The 18,332-nt window shown below is 62.5% G+C and carries 15 protein-coding genes and 2 rRNA genes; 9 read left to right on the top strand and 8 right to left on the bottom strand.

What is annotated here, in order from left to right:
• A 23S ribosomal RNA gene (locus tag GEV02_RS23955) occupies nt 1-94 on the top strand; the annotation flags it as partial.
• A gap of 127 nt (nt 95-221) precedes the next feature.
• A 5S ribosomal RNA gene (gene rrf, locus GEV02_RS23950) occupies nt 222-334 on the top strand.
• Nucleotides 335-383: 49 nt separating this feature from the next.
• Here the strand turns inward: rrf and GEV02_RS23945 are convergent.
• Both GEV02_RS23945 and GEV02_RS23940 read right to left on the bottom strand, forming a co-directional pair.
• Nucleotides 384-1,970 carry a GDYXXLXY domain-containing protein gene (locus GEV02_RS23945; protein ID WP_152840463.1) on the bottom strand — a complete coding sequence of 529 codons (1,587 nt, stop codon included), beginning with the start codon at nt 1,968-1,970 and terminating at the stop codon, nt 384-386.
• Nucleotides 1,967-2,941, bottom strand: a complete 975-nt coding sequence (locus tag GEV02_RS23940) for a DUF2157 domain-containing protein (RefSeq protein ID WP_152840462.1) — start codon at nt 2,939-2,941, stop codon at nt 1,967-1,969. Before GEV02_RS23940 ends, GEV02_RS23945 begins: the two co-directional genes overlap by 4 nt.
• A gap of 231 nt (nt 2,942-3,172) precedes the next feature.
• On the opposite strand from GEV02_RS23940, the gene GEV02_RS23935 reads away from it, so the two are divergent.
• Nucleotides 3,173-7,084, top strand: a complete 3,912-nt coding sequence (locus GEV02_RS23935) for a sensor histidine kinase (RefSeq protein WP_152840461.1) — start codon at nt 3,173-3,175, stop codon at nt 7,082-7,084.
• Nucleotides 7,085-7,088: 4 nt separating this feature from the next.
• Here GEV02_RS23935 and GEV02_RS23930 read toward each other — a convergent pair whose 3' ends face one another.
• The 6 genes from GEV02_RS23930 to GEV02_RS23905 all read right to left on the bottom strand — a co-directional run bounded on the left by GEV02_RS23930 (nt 7,089) and on the right by GEV02_RS23905 (nt 12,389).
• Nucleotides 7,089-7,430: a DUF1840 domain-containing protein gene (locus GEV02_RS23930; protein ID WP_152840460.1), complete on the bottom strand. Its 342-nt coding sequence runs from the start codon at nt 7,428-7,430 to the stop codon at nt 7,089-7,091.
• 145 nt (nt 7,431-7,575) lie between these two features.
• The gene (locus GEV02_RS23925; protein WP_152840459.1) at nt 7,576-8,082 is read right to left on the bottom strand and encodes a hypothetical protein; all 507 of its coding nucleotides are present in this window, start codon (nt 8,080-8,082) and stop codon (nt 7,576-7,578) included.
• Complete coding sequence (locus GEV02_RS23920) at nt 8,082-9,788, bottom strand: M1 family metallopeptidase (RefSeq protein WP_152840458.1); 1,707 nt, start codon at nt 9,786-9,788, stop codon at nt 8,082-8,084. The genes GEV02_RS23925 and GEV02_RS23920 overlap by 1 nt, the downstream gene beginning before the upstream one ends.
• A 140-nt stretch (nt 9,789-9,928) precedes the next feature.
• Nucleotides 9,929-10,378, bottom strand: a complete 450-nt coding sequence (locus GEV02_RS23915) for an ester cyclase (RefSeq protein WP_152840457.1) — start codon at nt 10,376-10,378, stop codon at nt 9,929-9,931.
• Between the two features lie 163 nt (nt 10,379-10,541).
• A complete protein-coding gene (locus GEV02_RS23910) occupies nt 10,542-12,053 on the bottom strand; it encodes a YifB family Mg chelatase-like AAA ATPase (RefSeq protein ID WP_152840456.1) in 1,512 nt (503 codons plus the stop codon).
• A 96-nt stretch (nt 12,054-12,149) separates the two neighbouring features.
• Nucleotides 12,150-12,389 (bottom strand): accessory factor UbiK family protein, encoded by a 240-nt coding sequence (locus GEV02_RS23905; protein WP_008444917.1) that lies wholly within the window; start codon nt 12,387-12,389, stop codon nt 12,150-12,152.
• A gap of 278 nt (nt 12,390-12,667) precedes the next feature.
• Here GEV02_RS23905 and GEV02_RS23900 point away from each other — a divergent pair, with 278 nt between their 5' ends.
• The 6 genes from GEV02_RS23900 to GEV02_RS23875 all read left to right on the top strand — a co-directional run bounded on the left by GEV02_RS23900 (nt 12,668) and on the right by GEV02_RS23875 (nt 18,318).
• Nucleotides 12,668-13,432, top strand: coding sequence for a TorF family putative porin (locus GEV02_RS23900; protein ID WP_152840455.1), 765 nt, complete (start codon nt 12,668-12,670; stop codon nt 13,430-13,432).
• Between the two features lie 11 nt (nt 13,433-13,443).
• Nucleotides 13,444-13,782 (top strand): P-II family nitrogen regulator, encoded by a 339-nt coding sequence (locus GEV02_RS23895; RefSeq protein ID WP_008444920.1) that lies wholly within the window; start codon nt 13,444-13,446, stop codon nt 13,780-13,782.
• A gap of 11 nt (nt 13,783-13,793) precedes the next feature.
• Nucleotides 13,794-15,368, top strand: a complete 1,575-nt coding sequence (locus GEV02_RS23890) for an ammonium transporter (protein WP_152840454.1) — start codon at nt 13,794-13,796, stop codon at nt 15,366-15,368.
• Nucleotides 15,369-15,515: 147 nt separating this feature from the next.
• A complete protein-coding gene (gene gshA / locus GEV02_RS23885; protein ID WP_152805551.1) occupies nt 15,516-16,817 on the top strand; it encodes a glutamate--cysteine ligase in 1,302 nt (433 codons plus the stop codon).
• Between the two features lie 85 nt (nt 16,818-16,902).
• A complete protein-coding gene (gene gshB, locus GEV02_RS23880) occupies nt 16,903-17,850 on the top strand; it encodes a glutathione synthase (protein WP_152840453.1) in 948 nt (315 codons plus the stop codon).
• Nucleotides 17,851-17,910: 60 nt separating this feature from the next.
• A complete protein-coding gene (locus GEV02_RS23875; RefSeq protein WP_008444928.1) occupies nt 17,911-18,318 on the top strand; it encodes a PTS sugar transporter subunit IIA in 408 nt (135 codons plus the stop codon).
• The last annotated feature ends 14 nt before the right edge of the window (nt 18,319-18,332 follow it).

The following is an 18,332-nucleotide window of genomic DNA, read 5'->3' as shown; positions in this document are numbered from 1 at the left end:
GGGTCGTTCGAGACCAGGACGTTGATAGGTCAGGTGTGGAAGTGCAGTAATGCATTAAGCTAACTGATACTAATTGCCCGTACGGCTTGTCCCTATAACCTTAGCAGGTTATGGTGAATGAGAAGTATGTTGGAACGTTCGTTGATACAACTTCATTACCCCATTACTTACTTTTTCCAGATTCGGAGCGTCGCTGAAAGCGTCGCTCGTACAAGTCAATGCCTGATGACCATAGCAAGTTGGTCCCACCCCTTCCCATCCCGAACAGGACCGTGAAACAACTCTGCGCCGATGATAGTGCTGCAACCAGTGTGAAAGTAGGTTATCGTCAGGCTAGTTATACTAAAAAGCCCACCAGGTGATCTTGGTGGGCTTTTTTTCGTCTATAGTTTTTCCAGGTCTGGGCCGCGTAACCCAACCAACAAGGCATGTCCCTGTCGGTCTATCCGGAATTCGCCATATTTGGCCTTAGCCCAGCGATCCGCTTCGCCCTCCTTGAAGTACCAGGCATCGCTGGCTAGCCGCAGGCCGCTTCCCGTCGGTATCAATTCGATCAAGATCTCGTCACCAGCCAAGGCGGTTGTATCTTTGACTCGGTCGACGACTGCGATCCCGCGGGCATCAATTTTGGCGATCGCCAGGAGGCTGGAGGTGTGTAATACGTCCGGCAATGGCATCTTGAAATTCAATGCCATGTAGTCGCCCTGCACGAGCGAGCGAGGATCGACCGGCGCCACCTCCAGAAATACTAGACGGCCCGTACGGATCAACTCCTCTTTTTGCCAGATCCCCAAATTTGCGACCACAAGCGTGGCCAGCAGCGATGCCGCGATGCCGGGCCGTTGCCATCGGCCCGCAGTGCCGGACATCGTGCTTACCAAAATCGCTGGCCGAACGCCGCCACGCCATCCGCGCCGCGCCACCAGGCCGAACGCTGCGCCCATGACGATCATGATGATGGCCTTGATGGCCAGCGCCACATTCAGTTGGTAGTAGAAGGTGCCAATGATCCACGCAGTTGCGATGGCGCTGGCAACCGCCAGCCGCCAATGGCCGCTGCCGGCGAATATAGCCGTCACGAGCAGCATTGCCCCCAGCGTTTGGACCAGCCATGCAAACGCTGCAAGCATCGCAGCCGCCACAAGATAACGCGGCGCGCGCAAGGACGGCCAGCGGTACGCGAGCCACGCGGCGGCTGCGAGCGTCATCAGCGCGGAGAGTATCTTTTGCACTGGTTCGTCCAGTAGCGCCGACATCAGTTCGTGCGGATACCAGCCGCCTGCCAATGCGCCGCTCATGAACGACGGGCCGGAAATGTGGGTGATGGCGAACAGCACCCAGAGTATCCAGCCGTTGGCGATGGATTCGGCCGCGATCATGGTGTCAGAGTAATCGCCGTCGACCAGCCGAGCGTAAAAGAACGCCTGCGCCAGCAGCCATGCCAACAATCCGTAGTGGATCCCGCTCCAGCTTGGGAACAGCGTGCTGTATTCCCTTGCATCCGATGTCGCCACGACGAACGTTGCGCAGGCCAGGGCGCCGAGCAAGGTGCGCAACCAGTTCTGCGGCGCCAACCATGCAAGGACCAGGCTGACCGCCGTGACCAGTACTCCGGCGACCGCGTACGGCATATCGCGGTAGACGCCGTAGCCGATCAAGGAGGCGCCGACCAGCAGTCCGGGCAAACTCATATGTTCTGCAAAGATCGGTAGTCCGGGCTTGTGCAAGGCCGTCAGCGCGCAGCCGGTCAGGAGGAGTCCCAGCATGTAACAGCAAGGGCCATCAAGCAGGGTTGCATTAAAAATCAGGAACATCAGGATGAACAGGGGAATGGCTGCCAACCATGCGCCGACGCCGGTCAGCAGCACGATGGGCCACGGACGGGATGTGTCGTCGAGCGAGGCGTCTTTGGGCAGGATGCCACGCTCGATCGCTGACTGGATTAGCTGCTGTAGTCTCGATTGGTTCATGATGAGGACGCCTCCGTGTTACGGTGTGTCAGATCGACGATCAGTTTGACGGTCCCCGCCAGCATGGCTGCGGCGGTCCCACCAATGAAGACCATCGCGCCGCTCAGGTCGTTGCTACCTGGCCCCAGCAGGAGTTTCGCGAGCCCGCTGACCACGATCACATTGGCGCTCAGGCCCAGTGCGCTGAAGACAAAGACATCGAACATGTTCGGCAGGCTGAAGGCGTACGCCAGGCAAGCGATGGTGAGTAGCGTCAAGGGATACACGCCCAGGCTGTCGTCGGCGAACATGCTCAGCAACGCCGTCCACGCCAGGCCGATGGTCGCGTAGATCATGCACAGCCGCATCGGCCACAGGCCTGTGCCGGTGTATCGCTTGGGAACATAGCGATAGGCAAACGCTAGCGCCAGTGCCGGCATCCAGGAACCGAGACTGCTCAGTAGCGGGGAATTCCCGCTATCCCACCAGCCAGCGCTACGGACTTGCGACAGCAGCAGCGCGGCGGTGAGGGCGACGATCGTCCATGCGGTCCACAGCACATCGTGTCTCAGGCCCAGGCACAGCGGCAACGTGAGCGCGGCCCACAGTGCGAACAGTTGCCACGCGTCGGCGCCGGTCTGGTACGTCTGTCCGATGCAGGCCAGCAGGCCGCCGCAGATCAGCAAGCCAAGCAGCGACAATGCGACCCTGGCGCCTGGCCGCTGCCATGCTCCGAGAAGCATGCAGGCCAGCGCGCCCTCCAGCAATGCAAATCGGCCCCAGGCGGGCAGCGACGCCCAGTTGGCGGCGATCCAGAACAGCACGCCCAGTCCGCCGAGGGCAGCGCCGAGGATGGCGCTGCCCAATGGCAGGTGCTCGGCCAGCCACGCTGACGGTTCGTCGAGGCCGGCCAGCTGCCGGAGCCGTTCGCTGTCATCGTCTGAAAGACCGTATTTGTCAGACAGTGCAAGAATTGCAAGACGAAGATTCATACGCCTCCCGATGGTTGGTGTGAATGGATGAGCTTAATCCCGGTCCCGCGCCCGCGCCGTGAGCTTGGGCAACCGTCGCAAACAAATCCGCTACGTGCACGTGGACGCTACGCGACGGTCAGCATGAAGATACTTTGACAGAGCAGGCCCGAGCGCTCACCGGGGCTGTGAATTCATGGGGTTTTTTGCTGTTGTGCATTAGAATGGGTCGCATCTCGGAGATGCTGCCCTATGCCTGGTTACGCAATACGTTCAGTCCATTTATGCGGCTTGCTCTTGCTGGCGTTGCTGTCCATCGCGCGCGCCGCGCCGCTCAGCCTTCGGTTTGAGCACCTCGGTGTCGAACAAGGTCTGACGCAGGAATCGGTCACAGCCGTGCTGCAGGACCGCCACGGCTATATGTGGCTGGGCACGCAGGCCGGCTTGAGCCGTTACGACGGCTATCGCATGACGGCGTTCAAGAACGATCCTGCCAATTCGCGCAGCCTGCTCGACAACTATGTGCATGCGCTGTACGAAGACAGCAACGGCAACATCTGGATCGGCAGCAAGGGCGGGCTGGACCGCTACGATCCCGCCACGCTGTCTTTCGTGCACCAGCTCAGCCGCAGCGGCAACCTGACCGTGTTCAGCATCGTCGGCGACGGCCGGCAGGGGCTGTGGCTGTCCACCAGCGACGGCTTGCAGCACCTCGATATCGCCAGCGGCCAGGTGAAGGCCTTGCGTCATGCGGCGTCCGACGCCGACAGCATTCGTGACGACCGCGTCAGCGCGCTGGCGCGCGACAAGTCCGGCAATCTGTGGGTGGGCACGGCCAGCGGCCTGGAGATGCTGGTGGCCGGCGGCCGCAAGTTCCGTCATCTGAATCCATCGGGCGGCTCGACGCCGGCCAACAATATCCTGTCCTTGTCGATAGGCGCGGACGGCGTGGTGTGGGCGGGCACGATGAGCGGCTTGCAGGCCTGGCGACCGGGCAGCGACGGCGCCGAGCGCATCCCGCTGGACGCGGCCGACGACTTGCGCGACCAGCGCATCCCCGCGCTGCTGCACGACAGCGATGGCGTGCTGTGGGCCGGCAGCTTCGCCGACGGCTTGAAGCGGCGCGATCCGGTCTCGCGGCATTTCTACACCTACCGCCACAACAGCCAGGATCGTCACGGCGTCGGCGACAACCAGATCAGCGCGCTGTACCAGGACCGCACCGGCACGCTGTGGGTCGGCAACTGGTACACCGGCCTCGACTGGGTAGACCTGACCAGCGGCGGCTTCGAACGCTACACCGAATACCCGGGCGTGATGCCCAGCATCAGCAACAACAAGGTGCGCGTGATTACCGGCGCCGGCCCCAACAAGTACTGGCTGGGCACCGGCAATGGCTTGACGCTGCTCGACAGCGTCACCGGCGCAACCGAGGTCTGGCGTCACAACGAGCGTGATCCGTCCAGCCTGCCCGGCGACCAGATCCAGGCGCTGCAGACCGACAGGCGCGGCCGGCTATGGGTCGGCAGTTCCACCGGACTGGCCTGGCGCGATGCGGCCGGCGGCCCGTTCACGCGCTTCGTGCTGGATGCCGATCCCGCCGCCGCGACGATACAGCGGATACTGGTCGACCGTGACGGCGTCATCTGGGTGGCGTCGCGCGCCGGCCTGCACCGCATCGACCCGCAAACCAGCGCGGTCCACACCTGGCGCCATGACGCGGCCGACCCCGACAGCCTGGATGGCCGCATCTATTCGCTGATGGAGGACCGTCAGGGCGTGCTGTGGCTGGGCACTGAAAACGGCCTGGACCGTTTCGACCGCGCCATCGGCAAGTTCCGCCACTATCGCCACACGCCGGGCAAGGAAGACAGCCTCAGCCACAAGCGCGTGCACTACACCTACGAAGACGACAAGGGCCGCCTGTGGATAGGCACGGCCGCCGGCCTGTGCCGCGCCGAGCAGGGCGCCGACGGCGAGCTCCACTTCCACTACACCCCGACCAGCGCGGCCCATGCGCCGGACCCGATCGGCGCCATCCTCAGCGACGAGCAGGGGCGCTTGTGGATCAGCAGCACCTCCGGCCTGACGATGCTCCATCCCGACACCGGCGCGTTCAAGGAATACACGTCGCGCGACGGCCTGATCGACGGTTCCTACTTCATCGGCTCCGGCTACAAGGCGGCCGACGGCACGCTGTTCTTTGGCGGACTGTCCGGCGTGACGGCGTTCCAGCCCTCGCGCATCCACGACAACCCGCATGCGCCGCCGGTATCGATCACCGATTTTTCCATTTTTAATCAGTCGATCCTGACCGGCCAGCCGCGCAACGATGTGCTGGCCAAGGGCCCGATCTATGAAGCGAAGACGCTCAATCTGAGCTATCGCGACGCGGTGTTCTCGTTCGAATTCGCCGGGCTGCATTACGCCGATCCGGTGCGCAACCGCTTCGCCTATCAGCTGGAGGGCTTCGATCCGCAGTGGGTGACGGCCGACGCCGGCAAGCGCTTCGCCACCTACACCAATCTCGACCCCGGCCGCTACGTGTTCCGCGTCAAGGCCGCCAACAAGGACGGCGTCTGGAGCAGCGAGCCGGTGGCGGTGGAAGTGATCATCGCGCCGCCGCTGTGGAAGACCTGGTGGTTCCGGCTGCTGGCGCTGACCCTGGCGCTGGGCAGCGCGTATCTGCTGTTCCGCATCCGCATCCGCATGTTGGTGCGCCAGAAGCATGCGCTGGAGGCGGAAGTCGGCAGCCGCACGCGCGAGCTGGTGCAGCAGAAGGAATCGATAGAACGGCAGAAGCGCGAAGTCGAACGGCAGAAGGAAAGCGTGGAGCTGGCGCACCGGAATATTTCGCTGCTGTCGGATATCGGCCGCCGCATCACGGCCAATCTCGACAGCGAGGCCATCATGGCTATGCTGTATCAGCAGGTGCATGCGCTGATGGACGCCAGTGTGTTCGGCATCGGCATCTACCGGCCCAAGGAAGAGCTGATCGAATATCCGTTCGCGATGGAGAAGGGCAAGCGCTACGCGCCCTACACGCGCAGCATGCGCGAGCCCAACCAGCTGGCGGTATGGTGCATCACCCATGCGCAGGAAGTGTTCATCAACGACCTGGAGCAGGAATACTCGCGCTACATCGAACACTTGCAACTGGTGTCCGGCGTCGACGACATGGGCACGCTGGAAGACGGTTCGCTGCCGACCGAGCCGCGCTCGCTGATCTACGTGCCGATCTCGGTGGCGGGCCAGGTGCGCGGCGTGATTACGGTGCACAGCTACCGCGCCAACGCCTACCAGCGCATCGACCTCGACATGCTGACCACGCTGGCTTCCTACGTGGCCGTGGCGTTCGCCAATGCCGATTCCTACCGGCAGTTGCGCGACACCCAGCAGCAACTGGTGGAGCGCGAAAAGCTGGCGGCGCTGGGCTCGCTGGTGGCCGGCGTCGCGCACGAGTTGAACACGCCGATCGGCAACAGCCTGGTGATCGCCAGCACGCTGGAAGACAAGACGGCCGAGATCGACCAGCGCCAGGAGCAAAACCAGCTGCGTCGTTCCGACTTGAAAAACTTCATCGATGCGGCGCGCGAAGCGTCGACGCTGCTGATGCGCAGTCTGCATAACGCGGCCGAGCTGGTGAACAGTTTCAAGCAGGTGGCGGTGGACCAGGCCAGCGCCAAGCGGCGCCATTTCAATCTGCACCAGGCCAGTCAGGAAATCGTCACGACGATGAAGAACCAGATCCGCAAGGCCGGCCATCAGGTGGAGCTGGAAATGCCGGACGATATACAGATGGACAGCTTCCCCGGCCCGTACGGCCAGGTCATCATCAACCTGATCAACAACGCGCTGCTGCATGCGTTCGAGGGACGCAGCGGCGGCGTCATCAAGATGTGGGCGGTGCGGCTGGGATCGGAGCAGGTGAGGATAGTGTTCCAGGACGACGGCAAGGGCATTCAGACCGAGCATCAAGCGCGCATTTTCGACCCCTTCTTCACCACCAAGCTGGGGCAGGGCGGCAATGGCCTGGGCCTGAGCATCACCTACAACATCGTGACCTCGCTGCTGGACGGCAGCATCCGCGTCGACAGTGCGATCGACGTCGGTACGCGCTTTACGATAGATCTCCCGCTCAAGGCTTCATTGGCGGGAGATTAGTGGCTTAGACGCCCCAGATGATGCTCTCGTTTTCCTGCTTGGCCGAGCGCAGCATTTCCAGCAGCGGGAAGGCGCGGGCGGCAAAGCCGACGCGCTGCATCACGGCGTGCTCCACCGTTTCGCCGTCTTCCTTCTCGTGGCTGTGGATGTCGTGCTCGACATCGCTTTCCGGGTGCAACTTGCTCTCGGCAACTTCATGTTCGAGCACCGACAGGGCGCGGGCCGCTTCTTCCGCCGTGATGACGCCGCGCGTAGGGTTTTTGTGGAGCAGGTCCAGAATGCGCTGGGCATGTTCCTGATACATCAGGACTTCGGGACTGGATTTCGATTTAAAGGCGATTAACATAGAGAGAGCTTTCTTAGTCTTGTAGTGGAACGGTATGCCGTAGTAGTGACATTAGGCTATTGGTGGAACTTTACAAGAGGCACACCCATCTGTCTGAGCGGTAGCGCACGTCAAATTAAGCACTTTCTAAGCCAGAACCGGGTTTTCAGTTCAATTTGAAGGAACTGAGGTAGGTTTCCACCGTGTCCTGCACGATATTTTTGTCCCGGCCCATGACGATGACCTGGTAAATCCGCTTGTCCCGGGCGATGAAATGGCCGATCAGGCGCATCGCTTCGCCGTTCTGGCTGCCCTTGGCTTCGACATCGAGCGTGGACTGCCTGCCGTCGGTGGCCGATTTATTGCTGGTGACGGTGGCGCCGATATTGCCGACCAGCGCGGTCTTCATGGCCTCGATCGCCGCCGGCCCCTGGGCCGCCTCCGCGACCTGGGCGCTGCCGACCGCGAAGATGACCCCGTTCACTTCCGCCGCCGTCATTGTCATATTCACCGACACGGTATCGAGCCGGATGCTGCGGGTCTGGCTGGCCGGCTTGCCGGGGAAGAGCACGGCGTACGGAGCGTCGTTGCTGCGATAGTCGCGCCAATCGTATTGCGGGCTGCAGGCCGACAGCGCAGTGGCCAGCAGCAGCGCCAGGGAGATTTTTTTCATCAGGACTTGGCTTTCTTCTTGCGTTGTTCTTCCTGCTGCTTCCATTCGTCGATATGGGCTTGCTGGCGCAGCACGCGGGAGTTCGGATCGATAGTGTATAGCGCTTGCGCTGGCAGCGTCAGTTCGCCCTGGCCGTTGCTCATCGCCAGCTTCTCGATGCGGTTGTTGACGCGTACTTCGATCGGCATCGGGAAGGCGCCGCCGTCCTTCAACTTCCAGCTCAGCTTGAGCTGGTTGCCGTGGCGTTCCTCGACCAGCTCCGGCAATGCCGCGTGGTACAGGTAGGCGTCGAAGAACCAGCCCAGGTCGCGGCCGCCGGCCTCGTTGGCGATGGCGATGAATTCCTTGGTGCTGCTGTAGCGCGGTTCGAAGTTGCCCGGCTTTGGCGTGTCGGTGCCGTAGACCATGCGGCGCGTGGCGCGGAAGAAGGCGTCGTCGCCGATCAGGTTGCGCAGCGTGTGCAGGATCAGCGAGCCCTTGGTGTAGATGTCGTTGCCGGGACCGCCGCGCGCGTCTTCGTAGACATCTTCGATGCGCTTCGATTTGCCGCTGACGACAGGCACCTTGTTCAGCAGCGACTTGCGCTGGTTGAACAGCTCGGCCTGGAACTCGCGCTCGCCGCGCAGATGCTCCAGGTACAGCGGCTGCATATAGCTGCCGAAGCCTTCGTGCAGCCACATGTCGTCCCAGTCGGCGTTGGTCATCTGGTTGCCGAACCATTCGTGCGACAGCTCGTGGTGCAGCAGCCAGTCGTAGCCGAGCGGCGACTTGGCGTAGCCGTTGCCGTAGGCGTTGATGGTCTGGTGTTCCATGCCCAGATGCGGCGTCTCAACTACGCCCATTTTCTCGTCGCCGAACGGGTAGGGGCCGATGCGGGCTTCGAAGAAATCCAGCATCGGCGCGAACTCGGCGAACAGGCCATTGGCTTGCTTGTCGTGGCCTTTCAGGTACCACATGCGCAGCGGGATCTTGTTGCCGTAGCGGCTGTCGTAGTCGCCGGACAGCATTTCGTAAGGGCCGATGTTCAGGGCCACGCCGTAGGTGCTGGGGTTTTTCGCGCGCCAGTTGTAGGTGCGCCAGCCATCCTTCTCTTCCATGCCGAGGGCGATGCCGTTGCCGGCCACCACCAGCGGCGACGGCACGCTGATGTGCAGGTCGATCAATTTCGGCTTGCCTTGCGGATGGTCGATGCAGGGCCAGAACAGGTCGCAACCTTCGCCTTCGACGGTGGTGGAAATCCACGGCTGGCCATCGGCTGTTTTGCTCCACATGAAGGCGCCGTCCCACGGCGCGTGCGATGCCACGTGCGGCACGCCATGGTAGCGGATGCGGACGGTGGTGCGGGCGCCGGCTTGTAGCGGCGTCGGCAAGGTCAGGTAGAGACGGCCATCGGGGTTGCTGATCGCGGATGGCGCCAGCTGTACGCCGTCCACGCTGGCGAAATCGACGGGCAGGTTGCGGTCCAGTTCGACGGCGATGCGGGTCAGCGGGGCGCCGGCGAGGAAGGTCAGCGCGGCGTCACCGCTGATGCTTTGGCTGGCGGGATCGACGCGCAGCGCCAGGTCGGCTTTTTCAAACGTGACGGCCAGTTGTTCCGGCGCGCGCGGGCTGCCGGAGTTGGCGGTGAAGTCGGTCAGCGGAACCTGGGTGGCGGCGCAGCCGGCCAGCAGTGCGCTGGCGGCGAGGTAGAGGGGCAAGCGTGTCATCGATTTCCCGTGGTTGTAAGGGCATCGATCAATATAGCAGCAAGGCCAGCGAAGAGGTGACGCTTAGCGCCGGGATCGGCAGAATTTAGAACGGGCGGCGGCGGATGCTGGCCTGCATCCGCCGCCGCTGGCCCGGTCGATCAAGCCTTGCGGATCAGGCCCAGTTGCTGCAGCGCTGTGACGCCGTCGTCCAGGCCCAGTTCTTCGACGATCTTGCCGTCCTTGAGGCGCAGCACCGTGGTGCCGGTGAAGCGCATTTTCCGGCCGGTTTCAGCCGGCAGCGCGCCGATCAGGAAATCGACGAAGGCGGGGCCGGTGTGGGTGCCGCCGCCGATCCAGCGGCCGACGACGTAGTCGCCTTCCGCGATCAGATCGGCTGCGCCGGCGAATGACAGGTCGGGGAAGGCGGCGCGGAAGTCGCCCATGAAGGCTTTGATGTCTTCACGGCCGCGGCGTGGTTCGTGCAGCGAATATTGCAGCAGCATGTCGGGCGATGCCAGGTCGTCGACGACGGCCGGGTTGTAGGTGTCGCCCCAGAATTCGGTGAACCAGCGACCGACGATGGCTTTGTTGGTTTCGGCTGTAGACATGATGGATTCCTTAGATTATCGAGTTGGGATGTGGAGTGCTTTCAAGTTCTCCAAGGCCAACGATATCGAAGCGCCATGGAGCGCGAACTCCGTTTCTTGCGCCCGACTGCGGCGGTGCGGCGTCGGTTTCGCATGAAGGATCGTGAATGCTGCCGTCGTTGTCTCAGATCTTGCGCAGCGCCTGCCGGTACTGGACGGCTTCGCAGACGTGCGCGAAGAGGATGCGCTCGCTGCCGGCCAGGTCGGCGATGGTGCGGGCCACGCGCAGGATGCGGTGGTAGGCGCGGCCTGACCATTGGAAGTGTTGCATGCTCTGTTTTAGCAGCGCCTTGGCGGGCCGTTCGGGCTTGCAGTAGTGGTCGATCTCGCGTGTGTTCAGGTATTGGTTGCGCTTGCCCTGGCGTTGCAGCTGGATGTTGGTGGCGGCCTGCACGCGGGCGGCGATGGTGCGTGATGATTCGCCGTCGGCATCGGCCGCCAGGATCTCGGGATCGACTGCCGCCACTTCTATCTGGATGTCGATGCGGTCCAGCAGCGGGCCGGAGACGCGGCCCTGGTAGCGCCGGATCAGATCCGGTGAACAATGGCATACGCCGCTGGTGTGACCCCAGTAGCCGCAAGGGCAGGGATTCATCGCGGCGATCAATTGGAAATGCGCGGGGAAGTCCGCCTGCCGGGCGGCGCGTGAAATGGTGATGCGGCCCGATTCCATCGGCTCGCGCAGCACGTCCAGTACGCTGCGCGCGAACTCGGGCAGCTCATCCAAAAATAGCACGCCCCGATGTGCCAGTGAAATCTCGCCCGGTCTCGGCACGCTGCCGCCACCCACCAGCGCCACGCCGGACGACGTATGGTGCGGCGAGCGGAAGGGACGCCGCTTCCAGTGCTCGATGCGGAAGTTGCCCGTCAGCGATTGCACGGCGGCTGCTTCCAGCGCCTCCTCGTCGGTCATCTCCGGCAGCAGGCCGGCGAAGCGCGCCGCCAGCATGGTCTTGCCGGCGCCCGGCGGACCAACCAGCAGTATCGAATGGTTGCCCGCGGCCGCCACCTCCAGCGCCCGCTTGACGAACACCTGTCCCTTGACGTCGGCGAAGTCGGGATACTCCAGCGACTCCAACAGCGGCGCCGATTCATGGCGCGACAGCATGGACTCGACCGACTTGGCCGCGAAATGGCCGCACACCTGCAGCAGCGATTGCGCCGGATAGATGGCGGCGTTGCCGACCAGCGCCGCCTCGTCGGCGTTGGCCAGCGGCAGGATGAAGGCCAGCGTGCCGCCATCTCGGCGCGTGGCCAGCGACATCGCCAGCGCGCCGCGTATCGGCCGCAACTCGCCGGACAGCGACAGCTCGCCGGCAAACTCGTATTGATGCAGGCGGGAAGAGGGAATTTGTTTGGATGCGGCCAGGATGCCGAGCGCGATAGGCAAGTCGAACCTGCCCGACTCTTTCGGCAAATCTGCGGGGGCGAGGTTGACGGTGATGCGTTGCGCGGGGAATTCGAAACCGCCGTTCTGGATGGCGGCGCGGACGCGGTCCTTGGCTTCCTTGACCTCGGTGTCGGCGAGCCCGACGATGGTGAAGGCCGGCAGCCCGTTGGCCAGATGCACTTCGACGCTGACCTCCTGCGCCTCCATGCCCGCCAGGGCGCGGCTTTTGAGTACGGCTAGGCTCATGGGATAGCGGACGACCAGTGGATACCAGCCGCCAGCGTAGCCCACGCCCGCCGCCGTGCTTTGCGCTAGCCCAAACGGGCGGGCGCCAGCACGGATTTATTGACCAGCTTTGGCTTCCAGTTCAGCCAGACGCGCTTCCAGCGCTTCCAGCTTGGCGCGGGTCTTGGCCAGAACTTGCGCCTGCACATCGAATTCCTCGCGCGTCACCAAGTCCAGCTTGGCAAAACCCTGGGTCATCATGGACTTCACGTTCTTCTCGATGTCCTTTGCTGGTGAGTTTTCGATGGCCTGATTGATCTTGCTTTGCAAGTCGTTGAAAAAAGTGTTCATATCCATAATATTCCTTGATCTAACCAGCGATGCACTGCACCATTGCAGTGCATCCCGGCGTTAATGTGGTGCGAAATTCTGAAACATCACCGCCGCACCCATCCCATTCTCACACTCTTTCAAATGCGGTCCCGTTGCCGATGTTGATACGGCAGCTATCACCTCGGCAACATTAGCTGGCACGCATTCTGCTAAAGAAGCCATGAACGCTTTCATCGCTTCGCTTCACACAGGATTTTAAACCGCAACTGCTAAATAAGTTCAACTACACAAGGAAAACAATTATGAAAAGCTTGAGCAAGAACTTCACCCTGGTCGCAGCGTTGACTTTAGCATTCGCCTCCATCAGCGCCGGCATGGCGCACGCCGAGGAAGCGACACCCGCTGCCGAGGCGAAACCGGACAATGAAGTCAGCTTCAATGCGGCCATTGTCAGCGACTACCGTTACCGCGGCATATCGCAAACCCGTCTGAAACCTGCACTGCAGGGCGGCGCGGACTATACCAATAATCCGACCGGCTTCTACGCCGGTACCTGGCTGTCCACCATCAAGTGGACCAAGGACGCGGGCGGTAGTGGCGATGTCGAATGGGATCTGTACGCCGGCAAACGGGGCGAGATCGTCAAGGATGTGTCCTATGACGTCGGCGGCCTCTACTACTTCTATCCATCCAATGGCCTGCATCCGAGCGCCAATACCTTCGAATTGTACGGCCAGGTTTCCTACGGTCCCGTCTCGCTGAAATACTCGCAGTCGACGACCAATCTGTTCGGCTTTGCCGACAGCAAGAACAGCGGCTACGTCGATGCCTCGGGCAACTTCGAGCTGGCCGACGGCTACGTGCTGAACGTGCACGCCGGCCATCAGAACGTCAAGCACAACGGCGCTTCCAGCTACACGGATTACAAGCTGGGCGTCACCAAAGATTTCGGCGTAGTGACGGTGGCATTGGCGGCGGTCTATGCCGACACGAAAGCCTACGTCGGACCTGATGGAAAGAACCTGGCAAAAACAGGTGCTGTCCTGACCATTTCCAAAACCTTCTAAGCGAGGCCAGTATGAAAATGATTACCGCCATTATCAAGCCGTTCAAGCTCGATGAGGTCCGCGAGGCCCTCTCGGCGATCAACGTGCAAGGCATCACCGTGACCGAGGTGAAAGGCTTCGGCCGTCAGAAAGGTCACACCGAACTGTACCGCGGCGCCGAATACGTCGTGGACTTCCTGCCGAAGACCAAGATCGAAGCGGCGGTGGACGATTCCATCGTCGAGCAGGCGATCGAGGCGATCGAAGGCGCTGCCCGCACCGGCAAGATCGGCGACGGCAAGATCTTCGTGTACAACCTGGAACAAGTCATCCGCATCCGCACCGGCGAAACCGGCAACGAAGCTCTTTAAGGGGAAGATTGATGAAAAAAACTATAACAACGTTGCTGGCTGGGGTATCCATCCTGTTCGCACTCGCCGCGCCGGTGGTTGCCCAGGAGGCCAAGCCGGCAGCCTCGGCGCCGGTTGCTTCGGCGCCCGCGCCCGCTGCATCCGCCCCGGCCGCCTCCGCGCCTGAAGCCGCGCCCGCCGCTCCCGCAGCCGCGCCAGCCGCAGCTCCGGCCGCCGCCGCACCGGCAGAAGCCGCTCCAGCCGCAGCACCCGCTCCCGTGCCTAACAAAGGCGACACCGCCTGGATGATGGTGTCGACCATTCTGGTCATCATGATGTCGATTCCCGGCCTGGCGCTGTTCTACGGCGGCCTGGTCCGCTCCAAGAACATGCTGTCCATCCTGCTGCAAGTGTTCACCATCTTCGTGCTGATCATCGTGCTGTGGTGCGTGTACGGTTACTCGCTGGCCTTCACCGAAGGCAACGCCTTCATCGGCAAATTCGACCGCGCCTTCCTCAACGGTATCTGGGATCCGGTCAAAGCCACCTTCTCGACCGCCGCCACCTTCAGCAAAGGCGTAGTGATTCCCGAGTTCGTGTACGTGGTGTTCCAGGCGACCTTCGCCGCCATCACCTGCGGCCTGATCGTCGGCTCCTTCGCCGAGCGCGCCAAGTTCACCGCCGTGCTGGCCTTCGTCGTGCTGTGGTTCACTTTTGCCTACCTGCCGATTGCCCACATGGTCTGGTTCTGGACCGGTCCTGACGCGATCAAGGATGCGGCCACCCTGGCGACTGAAACCGCCAAAGCCGGCTGGCTGTGGCAAAAAGGCGCGCTGGACTTCGCCGGCGGCACCGTGGTGCACATCAACGCCGCCGTGGCCGGCCTGGTGGGCGCCTACATGATGGGCAAACGCGTCGGCTACGGCCGTGAATCGATGGCGCCGCACTCGCTGACCATGACCATGATCGGCGCTTCGCTGCTGTGGGTGGGCTGGTTCGGCTTCAACGCCGGTTCGGCACTGGAAGCGGGCGATGTCGCCGCGCTGGCCTTCGTCAACACGCTGCTGGCTACCGCTTGCGCCACCATGTCCTGGTTGCTGGGCGAGTGGATCGTCAAAGGCAAGCCTTCGATGCTGGGCGCCGCTTCGGGCGCGGTTGCCGGCCTGGTGGCCATCACCCCGGCCTGCGGTTATGTCGGTCCGATGGGCGCGCTGGTCATCGGCTTGCTGGCTGGTGTCGTCTGCCTGTGGGGCGTGAACGGCCTGAAACGCCTGCTGGGCGCTGACGACTCGCTGGACGTGTTCGGCGTGCACGGCGTCGGCGGCATCCTGGGCGCGCTGCTGACCGGTGTGTTCGCTGCACCGTCGCTGGGCGGTCAGGGCGTGTTCGACTACGTGACCAACAAAATGTCGGCCGATCCTTACTCGATCGTTACCCAGGTAACGACCCAGGCTACGGCCATCGGCACCACCGTCGTCTGGTCGGCCGTCGTGTCGCTGATCGCCTACAAGCTGGTCGACATCGTCATCGGTCTGCGCGTACCGGAAGAAGAAGAGCGCGAAGGCCTGGACATCACCAGCCACGGCGAGTCCGCTTACCACGCTTAATGCTTTATTGGTAACGTAATACCGCCCGTTGCCACGGGCAAAGAAAGAAGCGCCTCCAAAAGAGGCGCTTTTTTCATTTCCTGCCTTTAAAATACAGTTTTCGCCCTGACTTGGGCTATCTGCACGGTAATAGCTAAGGAAGTAACCATGGTTCCCCATCTCGTCACGGCCCTGACCGGACCGCTGCTCGACCTCGAAGAAAAAATTCTGGCCGCAACGCCGGCCATTGAGCGCTGGTTCCGCCTGGAGTGGCAAGAGCACACGCCGCCGTTCTATTGCTCCGTCGACATGCGCAACGCCGGCTACAAGCTGGCGCCGGTCGATACCAATCTGTTCCCGGGCGGTTTCAACCACCTGGCGACGGAAATGTTGCCGCTGTCGGTGCAGGCGGCCATGGCGGCCATCGACAAATACTGCCCGGACGCCCGCAACCTGTTGCTGATCCCGGAAGTGCAACAGCGCCATCCGACCTACTGGCAGAACGTCGCGCGGCTGATGCAGATCTTCCGCCAGACCGGCCTGCATGTACGCCTGGGCTCGCTGTCGCCGGAAATCACCCAGCCGACGCCGCTGGCGCTGCCTGACGGCAATATGCTGGTGGTCGAGCCGCTGGTGCGTTCGGCCAACGGCCGCCGCGTGGGCCTGAAGGATTTCGACCCGTGCACGATTCTGCTGAACAACGACTTGTCGGCCGGCATTCCTGACATTTTGCAGAACATCCACGAGCAAAGCCTGCTGCCGCCGCTGCATGCCGGCTGGGCCGTGCGCCGCAAGGGCAACCACATGAACGCCTACGACGAGGTGGTCAAGAAGTTCGGCAAGCTGATCGGCGTCGATCCGTGGATGCTCAACCCCTTCCACGCCAAGTGCGACGCCGTCAACTTCCGCACCGGCGAGGGCTATGATTGCCTGGCCGCCAATATCGACGCGCTGCTGTCCAAGATCAAGAAGAAGTACAAGGAATACGGCATCAAGGACCAGAAGCCGTTCGTGATCGTCAAGCCGGACGCCGGCACCTACGGCACCAGCATCCTGACCATCAAGGATTCCAGCGAAATCAAGGACTTGAGCCAGGCCCAGCGCGACAAGATGATCGTCGTCAAGGATGGCAAGGAAGTGACCGACTTCATCATCCAGGAAGGCGTGCCGACCTTCGAGAGCATCAAGGATGCGGTGGCCGAGCCGGTGGTCTACATGATAGACCGCTACGTGGTGGGCGGTTTCTACCGCGTGCACGCGGAAAAGGGCATCGACCAGAACCTCAACGCGCCCGGATCGCAATACGTGCCGCTGGCCTTCGCCCAGCAGCACGCGGTGCCGGATTTGAAGGCCAAGCCGGGCACGGCGGCGCCGAACCGTTTCTACGTCTACGGCGTGGTGGCGCGGCTGGCCCTGCTGGCGGCGTCGCTGGAAATGGAACGCACCGATCCGAATCCGGAAGTCTACTAAGCCTCACGGGAGCGGCCTGGTCCGCTCCCCGGTGCCGCAGGCGAATCTCGGCTAAAATCAGGCATTACCCAGAATGGATGCGCCCATGAAAATAGCTTTCCTCGCCGATCCCTTGTCGACCTTCAAGACCTATAAGGATTCGACCTACGCCATGATGGTGGAAGCGGCCAAGCGCGGCCACACCGTCTACGCCTTCGAGCAAAAAGACATGGCGCTGGACAGCGGCGTGGTCTACGCCAACGCGGCCGAAATCACCATCACCGGCGACAGCCACGACTGGTACCGCGCGGCGCCGGCGCAGGAAACCAATCTGGGCGAGTTCGACGCCATCATCCAGCGCAAGGATCCGCCGTTCGACATGGAGTACATCTACGGCACCTACCTGCTGGAGCTGGCCGAAAAGCAGGGCGCCAAGGTGTTCAACAAGCCGTCCGCGATCCGCGACCACAATGAAAAGCTGTCGATAGCCCAGTTCAGCCAGTTCACCTCGCCGACCCTGGTGACGGCCGACGAGGCGCGCATCCGCGCCTTCCAGAAGCTGCATGGCGACATCATCCTCAAGCCGCTGGACGGCATGGGCGGCGCCGGCGTGTTCCGCGTGACGGCCGACGGCATGAACCTGGGTTCCATCATCGAAACGCTGACCGACAACGGCGCCCGCACCATCATGGTGCAGCGCTACATCCCCGAGATCGTCAAGGGCGACAAGCGCATCCTGGTGATCGCCGGCAAACCTGTACCGTACTCGCTGGCGCGCATCCCGCAGAACGGCGAAGTGCGCGGCAACCTGGCGGCCGGCGGCGTTGGCGTGGCGCAGCCGCTGACCGAGCGCGATTATGAAATTGCCAACACCCTGGGGCCGATACTGGCCGCCCGTGGCTTGTTGCTGGTAGGATTAGATGTTATTGGCGATTGCTTAACAGAAGTCAACGTCACCAGTCCAACCTGCTTCCAGGAAATCACCCAGCAAACGGGCTTCCAGGTGGCGGCGATGTTCATCGACGCCGTCGAAGCAGCCGTGCAGGCACAATAACGCATCATTAACACGCGCCGGACGCCAAAAAACGTCCGCGCTCACTGGCGGTTTAAGAATATGGTTGGCATACTGCTTATGACGCACGCACCACTGGGACAGGCCTTCATTGCCGCCTGCGCCCATGTGTTCCGTGGTCCCACCGAGCGGCTGGAGGCGATCGACGTGATCGCCGACCAGGATCTCGGCGAAGTCCAGGCTCTGGCGGCGGCGGCTATCCAGCGTCTCGACGAAGGCGACGGTGTGCTGGTCATCACCGACGTCAAAGGCGGCACGCCCGCCAATTGCTGCAACCGTCTGGCGGACGCCGGCCGGGTGGAGGTCATCGCGGGCATCAGTTTGCCGATGCTGCTGCGCGCCATCACCTACCGCCGCGATACGCTGGACGTGGTGGTCGAAATGGCCCTGGCCGGCGCGCAGAGTGGGGCAGTGCGCGTCGATAACCGCATCCGGGTCGGGCAACCCTGACTCCGGACTTTATT

The organism is Rugamonas aquatica, from assembly GCF_009380215.1.
GTDB lineage: Bacteria > Pseudomonadota > Gammaproteobacteria > Burkholderiales > Burkholderiaceae_D > Rugamonas > Rugamonas aquatica_B.
This window is presented reverse-complemented; position numbering and strand designations above follow the sequence as displayed.